Source organism: Yoonia maritima (assembly GCF_003003285.1).
GTDB lineage: Bacteria > Pseudomonadota > Alphaproteobacteria > Rhodobacterales > Rhodobacteraceae > Yoonia > Yoonia maritima.
Genome location: NZ_PVTP01000008.1, coordinates 25,999 through 42,507, shown reverse-complemented (window position 1 = coordinate 42,507; position 16,509 = coordinate 25,999). Strand labels below are relative to the sequence as shown.

The 16,509-nt window shown below is 53.4% G+C and carries 13 protein-coding genes; 10 read left to right on the top strand and 3 right to left on the bottom strand.

Features of this window, described 5'->3' with window-relative positions; translation table 11 throughout:
• Window position 1: 1 nt before the first annotated feature.
• On the bottom strand, window positions 2–1,171 hold the full coding sequence (locus CLV80_RS12195) for a replication initiation protein (protein ID WP_106358220.1): 1,170 nt from the start codon (window positions 1,169–1,171) through the stop codon (window positions 2–4).
• 516 nt (window positions 1,172–1,687) lie between these two features.
• Between CLV80_RS12195 and CLV80_RS12190 the strand changes: the two genes are divergently transcribed.
• Both CLV80_RS12190 and CLV80_RS12185 read left to right on the top strand, forming a co-directional pair.
• Window positions 1,688–3,076: an AAA family ATPase gene (locus tag CLV80_RS12190; protein WP_106358219.1), complete on the top strand. Its 1,389-nt coding sequence runs from the start codon at window positions 1,688–1,690 to the stop codon at window positions 3,074–3,076.
• 3 nt (window positions 3,077–3,079) lie between these two features.
• Complete coding sequence (locus CLV80_RS12185; protein WP_106358218.1) at window positions 3,080–4,153, top strand: ParB/RepB/Spo0J family partition protein; 1,074 nt, start codon at window positions 3,080–3,082, stop codon at window positions 4,151–4,153.
• Between the two features lie 18 nt (window positions 4,154–4,171).
• Here CLV80_RS12185 and CLV80_RS12180 read toward each other — a convergent pair whose 3' ends face one another.
• Window positions 4,172–5,188 carry a nucleotidyltransferase family protein gene (locus CLV80_RS12180; RefSeq protein ID WP_106358217.1) on the bottom strand — a complete coding sequence of 339 codons (1,017 nt, stop codon included), beginning with the start codon at window positions 5,186–5,188 and terminating at the stop codon, window positions 4,172–4,174.
• A gap of 610 nt (window positions 5,189–5,798) precedes the next feature.
• Window positions 5,799–6,860 carry a LacI family DNA-binding transcriptional regulator gene (locus tag CLV80_RS12175; RefSeq protein WP_207766577.1) on the bottom strand — a complete coding sequence of 354 codons (1,062 nt, stop codon included), beginning with the start codon at window positions 6,858–6,860 and terminating at the stop codon, window positions 5,799–5,801.
• Between the two features lie 137 nt (window positions 6,861–6,997).
• On the opposite strand from CLV80_RS12175, the gene CLV80_RS12170 reads away from it, so the two are divergent.
• From CLV80_RS12170 to CLV80_RS12135, 8 genes are all read left to right on the top strand, one after another.
• Entirely contained in the window at window positions 6,998–8,032 is a 1,035-nt protein-coding gene (locus CLV80_RS12170; RefSeq protein WP_106358215.1) for a Gfo/Idh/MocA family protein, read from the top strand.
• Between the two features lie 5 nt (window positions 8,033–8,037).
• Window positions 8,038–8,976, top strand: coding sequence for a sugar phosphate isomerase/epimerase family protein (locus CLV80_RS12165; RefSeq protein ID WP_106358214.1), 939 nt, complete (start codon window positions 8,038–8,040; stop codon window positions 8,974–8,976).
• 27 nt (window positions 8,977–9,003) lie between these two features.
• Entirely contained in the window at window positions 9,004–10,224 is a 1,221-nt protein-coding gene (locus tag CLV80_RS12160) for an ABC transporter substrate-binding protein (RefSeq protein ID WP_106358213.1), read from the top strand.
• A 70-nt stretch (window positions 10,225–10,294) separates the two neighbouring features.
• A complete protein-coding gene (locus CLV80_RS12155) occupies window positions 10,295–11,197 on the top strand; it encodes a carbohydrate ABC transporter permease (RefSeq protein WP_106358212.1) in 903 nt (300 codons plus the stop codon).
• A complete protein-coding gene (locus CLV80_RS12150; RefSeq protein WP_106358211.1) occupies window positions 11,194–12,021 on the top strand; it encodes a carbohydrate ABC transporter permease in 828 nt (275 codons plus the stop codon). Before CLV80_RS12155 ends, CLV80_RS12150 begins: the two co-directional genes overlap by 4 nt.
• On the top strand, window positions 12,018–13,091 hold the full coding sequence (locus CLV80_RS12145) for an ABC transporter ATP-binding protein (RefSeq protein WP_106358210.1): 1,074 nt from the start codon (window positions 12,018–12,020) through the stop codon (window positions 13,089–13,091). The genes CLV80_RS12150 and CLV80_RS12145 overlap by 4 nt, the downstream gene beginning before the upstream one ends.
• Before the next feature lie 290 nt (window positions 13,092–13,381).
• Window positions 13,382–15,277, top strand: coding sequence for a biosynthetic arginine decarboxylase (gene speA, locus CLV80_RS12140; RefSeq protein ID WP_106358209.1), 1,896 nt, complete (start codon window positions 13,382–13,384; stop codon window positions 15,275–15,277).
• A complete protein-coding gene (locus CLV80_RS12135) occupies window positions 15,278–16,504 on the top strand; it encodes a saccharopine dehydrogenase family protein (RefSeq protein ID WP_243394544.1) in 1,227 nt (408 codons plus the stop codon). It begins immediately after the preceding gene.
• Window positions 16,505–16,509 lie beyond the last annotated feature (5 nt).

Below are 16,509 nucleotides of genomic sequence, written 5' to 3'. Positions count from 1 at the left end.
TCTAAAGATCGTCAAACGCGCCGGGCATTAGGTCTTCCCAAAACGCAAAGATTGCTTCGGCGTTCAGCGCAGACATCCAGCCGTGGTTTTCGAAATCAAGCCGTGCGCCGGAATCATCCAACCGCGACATAAACAGCCGTTTATCCGCGTCGCGCTGCGTCGGGCTGCGGGCGTTGATCAACTCGCGCACGCGGGCAAGCCGTTTGGCCCGGTCCGAAGTCAGGGCCCCCTGCCCTGCTTTCTCTTCCGCGTAATCTTCGCGCAACGCGGCTGTCAGATAGCTAACAGGATTCTGCACACCTTTGCGCGCGCTGACATAGTTAATCTTTTCAGAAATATGCGCGGGTCCGTGTTCTTTGATCCATTGTCGGGCCAAACGGTCGCTCACGCCCTGATCTAGCAACTTTTCATAAACCGGTTCATTCCGAACCCCTTCCCCATCATCCAGATCAAGAATGGATAGCTGCGGGTTCTTGGCAATCTTGAACCTGATCTCGGTCACCGCCCGCCCCATTTTGCGGGTCTCGGGGGTCACGATAATGTTCGACGTCTTGTTCACCTCGGCCACTGCCGGTTTGATCACCTTAGCATTCAGATGCTTAAACACCTCGTAATAGGCGCTGTCATTCACGCCCATCAAACGGCGGAACAGTTCAAGCGGCCACCACCCCGTGCTTCCCGTCCGCACAAAGCGATAGCAGTTTTCATAAAGCGCAAGAGCATGACCGCTGGTGAACCGACGTTGAATGTTCAGATTGATCAACGCGAACACCTTAGGGTCATGCAGCTTTTCAGCCAGTGCCGCTGAATACGCATATTCGCACACGCCGCCCTTTAGCTTGGCGTAGGCGAGCAGACTGGACACGCCCCATTCCTGTTGACCGTTTTCATCCAGCATATCCCACTCGGCAGAAGTCTCGACCAAACCGCGCAAGGACTGCTTCAGCGTTTCCATGTCATTCGAATTATATCCGATCATCGTGCACAAGGTGCGCGCGTCGATCGCGTGGGACTGTTTGTGGATCAGCGTGTCATAGGCGTTCAGCAACAGGACATTCGAAAGCTTGCGCTGCAACAGCGTCAGCTTGCCACTCACGTGAATCGCGGCCACGTTCTTTTTGACTTCGCCGCGGCGCAAGGCACCACTTAGCGAAACTTGATCAGATGCCATTCCTGCTCACCTTCTATCGAGGTTTCCTCCAGTCTGCCCTATAAGGCACCTAAGAGCAAGCCAACCTTGGGGACCTTAAGCAGCATAACGACAGTCCCGTAAACGGGTTCTTTAAGGATAGAACGACCAAGAAAGGAAAACTTAAGGTATCCATATACAGGGCAAGGTTCTGGCAAAGACCCGCCAATTAGACACTAACACGGGCAATACCGACTCTGGGCACCTCAAACCCCGCGAATCGGACCCTGCCATCCTGTATTTGGTGCCCAATGAACCTGTATATGGATACCTTTCATCCTGCATACGGGTCCAAAATATCCGTAACCTATTGGCAAAAAACAATTTTTTCTAAGCAAATATCTTAAAGTACTTAAAGAAATTAAACAGCTATATGTCGTCGTTTCCTATGAATTACAGAATTTTCTTGCAAATAAGCGCTTAACGATTCGCAAATCCGATTTCATGTGCGATACTCCCACGCAAATCACCTTAAACAGCTTACATTGAGTTTCAAACATGTCATCTTCAAGCAAGCCACCCCTGCCCCCTTATATGAACATCGATCCGGCCAAAGCAGCGGCCAAGTTATCTGACCCTATCGACACCACGCGATTCGCAAAAGCCGCGACTTTCGCAGCGAAAGGGCGCGATGATCTGGCCAAGCGCGGACACGCCCCAGATGGCGAAAAACGCCTGCGCCGGTTCTCCACTTGGGAGGTCTGCCGCTACCTGATCCCCGTCGCGACTTCCCATCTGCGGCGCGTTCTGAAAGCCAACCCTGACCTACCCCAAGGCCACGGTGAGGGCGGATCAAAATGGTTCACGCTCGAGGAAATCCTAACGCTCCGGAAATTCTTTGCAGCTGAAGGCGCAGCCGACCGTGAGTACCTGCCCTACCGGCCCAAAGATCAGCCTGCGAAAATCATCGCCGTGGCAAACTTTAAGGGCGGCGTGGGTAAAACATCGACCACCACGCACCTCGCCATGTCAGCCGCGCTTGATGGCTACAAGGTGCTGGTGATCGATCTCGATAGCCAAGGGTCGCTGACGTCCATCATGGGGGGCAAAGTCGAAGACGAATGGCAAACCGCTTTCCCGCTGATGGCGAAAGATTACGCCATGAACGTCGAGGCCGAAAACAAGGTCCGCGAACGTAACGGGCAAACTCCCCTGCCCCTAGATGAAACCCTGTCAGAGGCGCGCAATGTGAACGCCCGCGATTTGATCCAGTCAACGCATTGGCCAAACATCGACCTGATTGGTTCGCAGCTCAATCTCTACTGGGCCGAATTCCAAGTGCCTGTTTGGCGGATGCAGCTGCGCAGTTGGGCGCTTTGGGACGCGCTAAGCAACGCGCTGTCGGGTGAAGGTATTTTAGACGAATATGATATCATCCTTCTCGATACGCCGCCCGCGCTTGGCTATCTGACAATCAACGCATTGGCTGCTGCTGATATTCTGCTGGTACCACTTGGGGCGTCGTTCCTTGAATTCGACAGTACGGGCCGGTTCTTTGATATGCTCTACAGCACCTTTGCGTCGATTGAAGATGGGGAAAACACGGTGCGCCGTCGCGATGGATTGCCGGAAATGAAATTCGAATGGGATGCTGTGCGCGCCATCGTGACCCGTTTCGATGCGAACCAACAGACCGATTTGGCGAATGTGATCCAAGCCTATTTCGGTGACTTTATGACGACCTACCGGCAAGAGGTCACCGCGATGGTTGGCCAAGCCGGCGAACATGTGAATGGCATCTATGAGGCCGACTACCGCGACTTTAACCGCGATACCTACATTCGCGGACGCGAAACATTTGACCGCACTTGGGCCGAAGTCAAAGAAGTCCTGATCGGGACCTGGTGGCGCGACGCCCAGATGCAAAAATCCGAGCAGGAGGATTAACCAATGGCAAAACGCCGCAAACTGACCGCGCCATCCGTCGAAGACCTACAAGCCATCGACGCAGAGTTTCGCAGCGAAACTCCGGCGCGCACAAACCGGACCTCAGCGCCAATCGCGCAAGTGGCTGCGGATAGCGCGCAATTCGGTCATGCCGAAAATGTGCAATCGCGGCTTGATAAGCTCGATGCAGAACGTCTGCGCGAGGCTGAAAAGAACGGGCTGATCGTCACGGAAATTCCGACCGACAAAATCACGACTGACGCGATGGTCCGCGACCGGACGGTTCTAAGCGAAGAAGAGATGCTGGAACTGCGTCTTTCAATCGCCGCCAATGGTCTGCGCCTACCGATCGAGGTTTACGCTGACGGGCAGGGTTACAGCCTGCTGTCTGGCTACCGTCGTCTGATGGCGATGCGCGGTTTGGCTGAACTAAACGGCGACGGCAAGTATACGACGATCAAAGCCTTCGTGCGCCCCAGTACCGACACCGCATCCGCCTTTGCCGCTATGGTCGAAGAAAATGAAGTCCGCGCAAACCTAAGCCACTACGAACGCGGCCGCATCGCGGTGATCGCCGCACAGCAGGGCGCATTCGGCAGCACCGAAGAGGCGGTGAATGTCCTGTTCGCGTCGGCGTCGAAATCAAAACGCTCAAAGGTGCGCTCCTTTGCCGAGGTATTCGAGATGCTCGGCGACATGCTCGCGCATGCAGAGGGCCTCACAGAGCGCCGTGGGCTGCGTTTGGCAGGTGCATTGCGGCAAGGTGGCGAAAGCCGTCTGCGTGCGGCGCTGGACGCCGGGCAGGGTGGTTCGGTCGAAGATGAATGGATCGCCCTAGAACCCGTGATTGCCGAAATCGAAGAGGGGCCACGGGACACCGTCAAACGTGGCCGTCCCAAAGCCGCGACGCCAACAGGCTGGGTTGGTAATGACACGCTTAAACTTTCAACCGGCGTCACCCTACGCAAAGAACGCGACAGCCAAGGTTTCGTGATCCGCCTATCCGGCAAACCCGTCGACGCCGAAATGATCGACGCCGCAATGGAAGAACTGCGAAACCTATTCGAACGCGGCTAGAGTTTCGCAGCGAAACTCTTACAACTCTGCCAGAATGTGCGCGGTGTCGGGCATTCTGGCCAATGTCCCATCCAACCTTTGTTCCCAACGTGGCCCTGTATTACGTGCCAATTCATATGCGTCGCGTAATTCGTCGGGGCGGTCCTCGGCCAGTGCGTTAATCAAAAACGCGGCCTGCGCCCGGTCTTTGATCGCCTTGATCTGGTCCGGCCCATCACGCCGCCGATCTGCGACAATCAGTTTGTGAATAGCAAAGCGTTCCGGCTGCGGGATCTGCACCAGCGTTCCGCTGCGGTACAGGATCGCTGCGGGGATCGGATCTTGGATCAAATAATTCAGGTGATGCAGCGATTGCGCATCAACGCCAAGCGCGACCAGCGGCCTGACGCCCTCCTCTGCATCGAATGACGGGGTCAGAAATTCGACCATCAAATCGTTGCGTGTTTGCTTCCAGCGCCAGACGTTTTCGGGGCGCAAACTGGGCACCGGATCAAAAGAAAAATCACGGAACACTTCATGCAACGGCGGCGATACGGCATCCTCTAGAGCTAGCGACAGCCGCTCAAAGCTGGCAATGTCGATATCGCCAGTTTGGGCCGTATCGTCAAAGCCGTACCGCAGGCCAAGTTCACCTTCGTACAGACGAAACGCGTGGGTGCCGACAACCGTGCCACCCAGCCGAAATACGCCAGCTTTGGCCATCGCTGACAGCAGGCTACCTGTGGCGGCGTCCGTGCTCATAAAGCCTTCGGCGCGCAGGATACGGATCAGGCGGGTGCGGTTGGTTTGGCGATCCTTAGCGGCGGCACGCAGTTCGGTTAGTGTCGATAGGCGGCTGGATAGGGCAGGGGAGTCCTCTCCGATATAGGTCTTGCGCACATCGGTCCCGACGCGAAACGTGTCATACCAATAGGTCTTATCCCCGCGGGTGATCTTGGTCGGCGTGCCGCGAATATCCATCATCGCTTCGTCCTTAAGTGAACGAAGCAAGTCGTGATAAGCCGCATGGGCAACAGAAGAATGGCGATTAATCATAATGTTCAACGTAAGTTATTTTTGTTGAACATACGCCGTGTTCAACAAAAAGTAAATCTGTTGAATACGGCCAAGCCTTCTATGTCCTGATGATGAGTGCGGCCGTTCGAGAGGAGGTTCTGTAAGGCCCTGAGAGCCAAATCAAGCTGCCGGCGGTTGAAACTGGGTCAACCGATTGCACTTCGCGACTGAAAATCAGGGACCACGTCAATGAAAGGCGACCCACGTTTGTTGCATGACGCCACGACCTGAGGATATGACGCAAATTTTCGATAAGATGTGTCCATTCCGACCACTGCCAGTGCCAAACAGGTGGAGACATAGTTTGCCGCTCCGCTGACATTTATCTCAACAATCGAGGCTGAGGGTTATTTCGGAAGATGATTCGCGTGCTCCGCATGACCGTATAATCGACCTGGCGATCCGATATGGTCGTCCACCGTTCGCGGAGATGTCGATTATTGGGTTCTTTGCAGATGGAAGAGTGGTTGCTTTGGACGTTCCTAGCCTAGACCAGAAGAGCGATATTATGTGCTTGTCCCAGAGCGCCGACAAGTGCCCTCTGCGGTCGGTGTCTTTGCAAGATGATTTAGCGATGGCACGCAGCTGATCACGCCATATCCCGTATGCTGTCGCCGTCGATGAATGTGTAAGGCACGCTTTCGCGGATTATTTTTGCCGGGTCTGAAAACGGGCGATCTTGCATTGTTGGCAAGAGTGCCTCGGCAATTCTGACGCCTAAGTCAAATAGGTTGAACCTGTAATGGCTCAGGTTCGGGGTAAGCAGTGAGGCTAGCCTTGTGCCGACTCCGATCAGGGATAGGTCTTGGCCGGGGGTTAGCCCATTTTCTGCAAGGCCACGGTAAATCCCAAAAGGAAGGATATGATCTGAATAAATGACCGCAGTAGGGCGTGGGTTTAGTTCTATGAGGTCATGCACCAACGTCACACCACCATTGTCGCCGGCATCTGTTTCGACGATGAAGTCCTCGTTAACTTCTATCCCGGATCTGGCTAAGTTACGTCGATAGCTTTCGACCATAATATGGCGCAGGTTCAGATCGCTGCGGGGCAGGGCGAGCGCGATTTTGCGATGCCCTTTGGCAATGAGCCGATGAATTGCATCTTCGACGACCCCGTCAAAATCAAGATCAAGCCAGGGCTGGCCCACGTCCGTGAGAGACCGGCCCAATGTGGCGAATGGCAGATTTTGATCAGACAGATAACTGATCCGCGCGTCGTTGCGGTGAATGGATGACAGTACCAAAGCATCAGTAAATCGGCGCGCGACAATCTGTTTAAGATAGGTTTCAGGATCGACGGTTGATGGCGATAAAAGCGCCACCAAGTTCAGACCGTGCTGCGTCAAAACCGATTGCATCCCGTCAAAGACCCGGATGAAAAACAGATCGCCTTGCATCATGCCTTCGCTATCGGTCTGAAGAACGAACCCGATCACGTTGGTACGCCCTTTGCTAAGCGCACGCCCGGCCTGATTGGGAACGTAACCAAGCTCTGCCGCGGCTTTGAGGACTTTTGATTTGGTGTCCTGATTCACGTCCGGCTTGTTATTAAGCGCCCGCGAAACGGTGCCTATTGAAATATCAAGATGGCGGGCAAGGTCGCGGATGCCTGTCAAAGTATGTCCTCCATTATCGGGGTAGTTTGTCATACCTAGCATGCAATTAAAAGCAAACCGTAAACGTTTACGATTCTTGTTGACAGAAGCAGAAGCATCCGCAATGTTGTCGTAAACGTTTACGGTGAATCGCTCGGGATTTTATCTGATGCGATCCGGGGGGAGAGAAGATGCGTGCATTGTTTGTTGGCTGCGGGGCCATGGCTGCGGCTTGGGCCGAGGCTGTTCATAAAAATGATCTGCTTGTAGGGCGGGTTAAGATTGTCGCGCTTGTGGATGCAAATCTGGCGGCGGCGCAGGCGTTTGCCACAGCACATGGGCTGACGGACGCGCAAATCTTCACAGATATTGATGACGCCCTTGCAAATGTCGAAACTGACATGGTGTTTGATGTGACGCCGCCAGAGGTGCGGGCGAACATCGTGCGTAAATCGCTCAAGGCCGGGCGGCACGTTCTTTCTGAAAAACCTATGGCTGCAAACATGGACGAAGCGCGTGAGCTGGCGATCTTAGCCCAAGAAAGCCGCCGTTTATTCACGGTGACCCAGAACCGAAGATATAAGCCAGGTGTGCGCCGGATCGGAGCGTTTTTGGACAGCGGCGTGTTGGGTGACATCACTGGTATACACGCAGATTTCTTTATCGGTGCGCGCTTTGGCGGGTTTCGCGATCAGATGGATCATGTCTTGCTTTTGGATATGGCGATCCATCATTTTGATGCGGCGCGGTTTATGTCTGGGCAAGATGCGGCCCGTGTTTTTTGCGCTGAAACCAACCCACAGGGGTCTTGGTATGCGCATGGTGCATCGGCCTTTGCGACGTTTGAAATGTCGGGCGGTAGCTTTTTTACCTATCGTGGTAGCTGGTGCGCGGAAGGTGAGCGCACATCGTGGGATGCCGCGTGGCGGATTACTGGCACAAAAGGCAATCTAATATGGGACGGTGAAGATAAGCTGGACGCCTATATTGCCGACGGGGATGAGACGTTTTTGCGCGATTTTAAACGCGTTGATGTTCCTGAGCTTTCTTCTGATTACCAAACCCAAGACCACGCGTCCGTTCTGGCGGCATTTTTGGATGCTATCGCATCAGGTGACCGCGCCGAGACCGACAGCGTAGATAATTTGCATTCCATGGCCATGGTCTTTGGCGCAATTCAAAGCGCGCAGACTGGCAAACAAATCAACATCACACAGGATTTCTAGGACCGATGAGCAACCCAGCAAAAGATATTCGGATTGGCACAATGGTGTCTGCCAACAATGGTGATGCCGCCGCGAGCATTGCAAATATTGCGGATCACGGGTTCGAAAGTTTTGAACCATTTTTCTGGCAAACTACTGCCGGGCAGGACGTTGCCGAGCTTGGCAAACGTTGCCGTGATGCGATCGGGGATCGTGATATTACCATGTCGACGATTGGCATGTTCGGGAACCCGTTAGAAACGGATGCGCTGGACATTGAAACGCTGGACGGTTGGAAAGCCTGCATCGATAACGCGCATCATTTTGGGGCGACTTGTGTGGCTGGGTTTACCGGCCGCCTGCGCAATCGGCCGCTGCCCGAAAGCCTGCCGCGCTACAAAGAAATTTGGGGCGATTTGGCGAAACGTGCCGCTGACAAGGGGGTGCGGATTGCGTTTGAAAACTGCGCGATGGATGGCAATTGGGAAACCGGTGATTGGAACATTGCCCATAACCCCGACGCATGGGAAATGATGTTTAACGAGGTGCCGGATGACAATGTTGGTCTGGAATGGGAACCTTGCCACCAGATGGTCTATCTGATTGATCCGATGCCGCAAATTCGCAAATGGGCGGATAAGATTTTCCACGTACACGGAAAAGACGCGACAATCCGGCACGATGTCATCCGCGAGCATGGAATTTTTGGCAAACATCCGTTTGTGTTCATGCGCACACCGGGTTTTGGCGACAGCAATTGGACCGACATTATCTCGGAATTGCGGTTGGCGGGCTACAAAGGGTCCATCGACATCGAAGGGTGGCACGATCCGGTTTACCGCGATGCGCTTGAAATGACCGGGCAGGTCCATGCGTTGAATCATTTGAAAACTTGCCGGGGGGGATCGTTCGTCGACGATCTGGCGGACTATGGCGGTGGCGATCCATCGTTAGAAAAGAACTGACGAACACCAGTGGAGGAGGATTTAACTATGAAATATATGATCGGAGCGAGCGTCGCCGCTTTGCTGTCTATGGGCAGTATTGCGCATGCCGAAGACGTGACCATTACGATTTGGTCGCTTGATGATGAAAACCAACCTGCGATGAACCTTGCGCAGGAATTTAGCGACATGGATAACGGGATCACTGTCGATTACCGCATGATCCAGTTTGATGATGTGGTGACGGAATCGATGCGGGCCTTTGCCACGGGGCAGGCACCGGATATCATTGCCGTTGATAACCCTGAACATGCATTGTTTGCGGCGCGTGGCGCGTTTTTAGATGTCACTGATATGGTTGCCGCGTCTGATGAAATCGTCGCCGAAAACTATTTCTCCGGCCCGCTTAATTCGGTCACATGGGATGAACGGCTGTATGGTGTCCCAAAGGCCACGAACACGATCGCACTGTATTATAACGTGGATATGTTCAAGGCAGCGGGGCTTGATCCTGATGCTCCGCCAGCGACGTGGGATGATCTGGTCGCAGCTGCACGGACGTTGAACGATCCTGACAACTCTGTCTATGGGATCGCTTTTTCTGCCAAAGCCAGCGAAGAAGGCACCTTTCAATTCTTGCCTTGGGCGCAGATGTCTGGCGGCGGTTATGACCACATCAACACCGAAGGCGCTGTTCACGCGTTAGATACGTGGAAAACGCTGTTGGATGAAGGTTTGGCGTCGCCGGACACGTTGACACGCGGTCAGTGGGATTCCACCGGAACATTCAACTCAGGCAATGCGGCGATGGTTATTTCCGGCCCATGGGAATTGAACCGGATGGTAGACGAAGCCCAATTTGAATGGCGCGTCGCGCTATTGCCTGTCCCCGAAGAAGGCGCACCGCGCGCGTCAGCGATGGGTGACTTTAACTGGGCTATTTTTGCCAATACTGATCACCCGCAAGAGGCGTTCCAAGCGCTTGAATACTTTGCAAGCCAAGACGACCGGTTGTTCCCTGAATTTGGGCAATTGCCGGCGCGGTCTGACATCGAATTGCCGCCCACTGGCGTGGCCCCAAAAGATGCAGCCCTGCAAGTCTTTCTTGAGCAGCTACAGTATGCGCAGGCCCGTGGTCCGCATCCTGAGTGGCCGAAAATTTCAAAGGCGATTCAAGATGCAATTCAGTTGGCGTTAACTGGGCAGATGACGTCCGTTGATGCGCTTAATCAGGCGCAGGCATCTATTGACGCCATTCTAGCCGAGTAATCAAAGTTGTATGGGGCGCTGCATTTCGTATGCACGCGCCCCATGATGTTCTAAGGGGGGAAGCAGGCCGGTGAAACGGATACGATCAAGCATCATTGACGGCGTTGGATTTGACCTAGTGTTGGTTGGCATCCCGCTTGTTTTTCTTCTTCTCTTTTCGGGACTTCCGCTGGTTTATAACGTGTTGATGAGCTTTCAAGAGGTTGACCTGTTCAGCCTTGGCGAAGTGTTTCGCCCCTTTGTTGGCTTGAAAAACTATCGTGCGCTTTTCGCCCAACCCGAGTTTTGGCCGATCATGTGGAACACGGTTATTTTCGTTTTCTGTTCCATCGGTGGTCAGTTCATTGTCGGGTTTGGTCTGGCGGTGTTCTTTAATACAGGGTTTCGCGGATCAACGTTTATTCGCGGGCTGTTCTTGGTGTCTTGGGTGATGCCAGGGCTTGTTGTGGGTGCCACGTGGAATTGGATACTTGCCGGTGACTTTGGTGTCTTGAACTACCTGCTAAGTAGTATTGGCGTGATTTCGGAAAACATCTTTTGGCGCTCTGATATCAACTATTCGCTTTGGGCTGTGATTATCACCAACATTTGGTTGGGAACGGCGTTTAACATGATCCTGCTGTCCGTCGGGTTGGCAGGAATTCCCAAGGACCTGTACGAGGCTGCGTCGCTTGACGGTGCGACCGCGTTTCAGAAATTTTGGACGATCACGGTGCCGATGATGCGGTCCACCACGGGCGCGGTTATTTCGCTTGGGTTGATCTTCACGTTGCAGCAGTTTGACCTGTTTGCCGCCATCACCGGCGGGGGGCCAGCCAATTCATCGAATGTTGCACAGTATTGGGCGTGGGAACTGTCGTTCCGCCAATACGACTTTGCCCGCGGTGCGACGATTTCAACAATCATGATCGCGGTCGTTATGGTGGCTTCCGTCTTTTATGTCCGTTCAACAAGACACGAGGTCCGGGGATGATGACACCTCATTTAAATCGCATCTACCTTGGGGCGGCGATCGTCTTTGCGATCATCTATCTGTTCCCGCTGTATTGGATGTATGTCACCGCGCTGAAATCAGGATCCGAGATTTTCGCATATCCGCCGACCTTTATCCCCAAAGACCCACAGTGGGGCGTGTTCAGCCACGTTTGGGAAGTTCGCGGCATGGGCCGGTTTATCTGGAATTCGCTTGTGATTGCGACGGGTACCATGATCCTTGTCGCGGGGCTGGGCACGGGATGTTCTTATGTTCTGGCACGGTATCGCAACATCTGGATTGATGTGGCTTTGTTCCTTGTGTTGATGCTGCAAGTTTTGCCTGCATCACTTATGATTACGCCACTGTTTGTGGGGTTCTCGGCTGTTGGGTTGCTTGATTACCCACGGTTTGCGGTCATCTTGGCGGTCACGGCAAAGGCGATGCCTTTCTTTGTGATCCTTGTGCGTGCGACATTTATGGCGGTGCCTGCGGAATTAGAGGAAGCAGCATTAGTTGACGGGAACTCGCGAGTTGGGGCCTTTGTTTCGGTAGTTTTACCACTGGCCCGTAACGGGGTTCTGGTGTCCGCCATTCTTATTTTCATGCAGGCGTTTGGTGAGTTCGTTTATTCCAAATCGATCATTCAGGATGTGAACCTACAACCCGCTTCGGTTGGTTTGAACGCCTTTATGGGCCCCAATACCGTCGAATGGAACAACATCATGGCCTACGCGACGATCTACGTCACGCCCATCCTTGCGGCCTTTGTATTGCTGCAGCAGCGCATCGTCGCTGGACTTACTTCAGGAGCCCTCAAATGACACAGGAACTGCAAATCGAACTGAACGGTGTCGACAAACACTATGGGGCTTTTCACGCGCTTAAGGATATACAGCTTGCGATCCCAAAGGGGGCTTTTGTTGCGCTGGTTGGTCCATCTGGCTGCGGTAAATCCACGTTGTTGCGATCAATTGCTGGGTTGGAAACGATATCTGGCGGAGAGATGAAAATCACCGATGAGGTGGTGAATAATGTGCCGCCCCGGCACCGCGATGTGGCGATGGTGTTTCAATCATATGCGCTATATCCGCATATGACAGTCATCGACAATCTGACCTATTCGTTACGTCTTAAGAAGACCCCAAAAGCCGAGGCACGCAAGATCGCAGAAGAGGTCGCGGCAACGATAGGTTTGGAAAATCTGCTGGATCGCTTTCCACGCGAACTGTCAGGTGGGCAACGTCAACGGGTCGCTATGGGCCGTGCCATTGTGCGTCGACCCAAAGTGTTTTTGTTCGACGAACCGCTATCCAATCTTGATGCGTCGCTGCGCGTTCATATGCGCAAAGAAATACGGGCGTTGCATGATAGGCTGGGGGCGACGTCGGTTTATGTGACCCATGATCAAATCGAAGCGATGACAATGGCTGATCATGTTGTGGTGATGCGCGCTGGGGTGATTGAACAGCAGGGCGCGCCGCTTGAACTATATGATCGGCCCGCTTCGCAGTTTGTCGCGGGGTTCATCGGGTCGCCAGCGATGAATTTCGTCGATGGTGTCACAAATGCTGATGGCACGGCTGTAACGCTGGAAATAGACGGTGCACCCGAATTGAAATTGCCACGTCAGGTGGCGTGTAACCAAAAGGTCACCGTTGGTCTGCGGCCCGAGCATCTGTCGATATCAGCGGCGGGGCAGGGCACGATTACCACCAAAATCAGCGTGATCGAATCCACAGGTTCCACTACCTATGTTGGCGCGGGCGACACAGGAAAAATCACAATTGTTCTGTCTGAACGGCGCGATATTTCGGTTGGCGACACAATCGACCTAAGCATAAACGCCAAGGACATCCATCTGTTTGACCCGCACAGCCAGATGGCAATTTAATGTGAATTTCAATTGGGTGGGACTGCGAAAGGTCGCACTCAATTCTGAATTTTGCCGCCTAAATGACGGAATAGAATAAGGCGTATATCCGCACACCTAAAACCACCCCAAGATGAGCTTGCATCTCTTTTTGCATGGTCCTATAGAAGTCGTACCCGCCCGGTTGGTCGCTTCGTTTTCGTGCCGAAGTTTCGCCTACCTAGCTATTCAATAATAGCGGGCGGAGTTATGATTTTACATCAAAAACCAATCAACGTGATCCCGTTTCGCCTTAGAAACACGGATTGCTTATGAGAGACACAGCCCACGAAATTACTGACATTTATGGTGTTTCTTCTTGGTCGGATGGCTTGGTCGATGTTGCCGATAGCGGCGATTTGGCGCTGCGTAATCCGCATGACGACAGCCCGCCAGTGTCATTGCCAGAGGTGATGAACGCACTAACACAGCGCGGAATTTCGGCACCGATTTTGTTGCGCGTTCAGCCCTATTTGGACCGTGCGCTAGACCGCCTTCATACCGCGTTTGACTCTGCATTCCGCGAGGTGAATTACAAAGGCAAGTATCGTGGCGTTTTCCCGATCAAGGTGAACCAGCAGTCCGATGTTGTAGAGCGCCTGACTGAAGTGGGGCGTCAGTATCACTTTGGCCTTGAAGTCGGGTCAAAGCCCGAGCTGTTGATCGCCTTGTCGCAAACCATGTCGCCGGATGCTTTGTTGATTTGCAACGGTGCAAAGGATGCGGGTTTTATGCATCTTGCGATCTTGTCGCAGAAGTTGGGCTTTAACACGATCATCGTGCTTGAAAGCCTGCACGAGTTTGAAACCGTGTACCGGATTGCTACTGAATTGGATGTGCGCCCGACGCTGGGCGTGCGGATCAAGCTGACTGAAACTGTGACGGGCAAATGGCAGGCGTCATCGGGTGACCGTTCTGTGTTTGGCCTAAGTGCGCTGGATGTGGTCAAGCTAACCGCGCGTTTGGAAGAAACCGGGTTGATGGATTGTCTGGTGTTGCAACACACCCATTTGGGATCGCAAGTGCCCAACATCATGGATGTCCGCCGTGCCGCGACCGAGGCCTGCCGTTTTTACGTTGAACTGACCCGTTTGGGTGCGCCGCTTTCTTATATGGATTTGGGCGGTGGTTTGGGCGTCGATTATACCGGTGAGCGCCGCCCGGATGAGAATTCGGTTAATTACACCGTGAACGAATACTGCACGAACCTTGTGGAAACCGTCGCTTATGCGATGGACGATGCGGGCATTGAACACCCAACGATCGTGACCGAAAGCGGGCGTTTTGTCGTCGCGCAGTCGGCGATCTTTGTGTTCAATATCTTGGGCGCAACCCTATATGACAATTCGGAAAAGCCCGAGGTCCACGAAGGTGATCACCATCTGCTAAGCGATCTGTTGGCGGTTGAAGGCTATATCGCGGGTGCCCGCCTGCAAGAGGCGTTGAACGACGCGATTTATTATCGTGATGAAATCCGGGCGTTGTTCCGACGTGGACAGATTGATCTGCAGCTTTTGGCGCGTGCCGAGCAGGCGTTCCTATATCTGCTGTCGCGCTTCAAGACTGCGGCAAAGCTGGAAGATAGTGCAGGTCAGATTGATGAACAGCTGACAGGGTTCGTCGATTACTACCACGGCAATTTCTCGTTGTTCCAATCGTTGCCTGACGTTTGGGCGATTGACCAATTGCATCCGATCATGCCGCTACAGCGCCTGAACGAAGAACCAACGCGTAGCGCTGTTTTGACCGATATTACCTGTGATAGTGACGGTAAAATTGATCAGTTTGTGCTGGCTGATGGTGTTTCCGGCGCGCTGCCTGTGCACGAACTGCGCAAGGACGAGGATTACTATATCGGCGTGTTTTTCGTGGGTGCCTATCAGGAAACCTTGGGCGATTTGCACAATCTGTTTGGTGACCCGAATGTGGTGACCATTTCGCTTGATGGCGAAGGTGGTTTTGACATCGAACACGAAGTTGAAGGTGACACCATCGCGCAGGTGTTGTCCTTTGTCGAATACGACCCCCAAGACTGTCTTGCCACGTTCCGCAAGACGGTGGAAAAGGCCGTGAAAGCGGGCAAGGTGAATGCCGCGGAACGGCGTACGATGATGGCAGCTTATAAAGATAGTCTTGCAGGTTCGACCTACTTTGGCACGGACGGCTGAATGAAAATGAAGGATCAAAACATGGAAAAAGTTCTGGTTGTAGGGGCCGGTGGCGTTGGTGCCGTGGCAGTCGTTAAGATGGCGATGCACCCCGAGATATTCAAAGAGATCACATTGGCCAGCCGCACGGTTTCAAAGTGCGATGATATTGCGGCAAATGTAAAGACCCGCACTGGTGTGACGATCAAGACTGCCGCGCTGGATGCGATGGACGTTGCAGCCACGGTTGCACTGATCAAGGAAACTGGTGCTGAGCTAGTGGTGAACCTTGCGTTGCCGTATCAGGATTTGGCGTTGATGGATGCCTGCCTAGAGGCGGGCGTGCATTATCTGGATACCGCCAACTATGAGCCCGAGGACGAGGCCAAGTTCGAATATCACTGGCAGTGGGCCTATCAGGAACGCTTTGAAAAGGCGGGTTTGACGGCTGTTCTGGGCTCTGGTTTTGATCCGGGTGTGACGTCGATTTTTGCGACTTGGATTCGTAAACACAAACTGGACGGCATTCGCCTGATCGACGTTCTGGACTGTAACGGCGGCGATAATGGCAAGCCATTTGCGACCAACTTTAACCCAGAGATCAACATCCGCGAAGTGACCGCAACTGCGCGTCACTGGGAAAACGGTGACTGGGTCGAAACACCGCCAATGTCGCATAAGGTTGCGTTCGATTTCCCTGCTGTGGGCGAAAAGAACATGTACCTGATGTACCATGAAGAACTGGAAAGCATGAAAACGCACTTCCCCGAAATCGAGCGGGCGCGTTTCTGGATGACCTTTGGTGATGCCTACATCAACCACGTCACCGTTCTGCAAAACATCGGCATGACCAGCATTGAACCTGTGACCTATGAAGGCCACGAGATTATCCCGCTTCAGTTCCTAAAGGCCGTGCTGCCAGACCCAAGCGATCTGGGTGCGCTGACCAAAGGGAAAACCTGTATTGGTGACATCATCACTGGCCCTGCGGGCGACAGCGAAAAGACCTATTACATCTACAACATCTGCGATCACGAAGAATGCTTTGCCGAGGTCGGCAGCCAAGCCGTTGCATACACCACTGGTGTACCTGCGATGATTGGTGCGGCGATGATGATGAAAGGTATTTGGCTGGAACCGGGTGTTTGGAACACCGAACAGCTGGATCCCGATGCATTCATGGACATGCTGAACACCGATGGTCTGCCTTGGCAGGTGGTCGAGCTTGACGGGCATCCAGAGTTCTAAGCTGA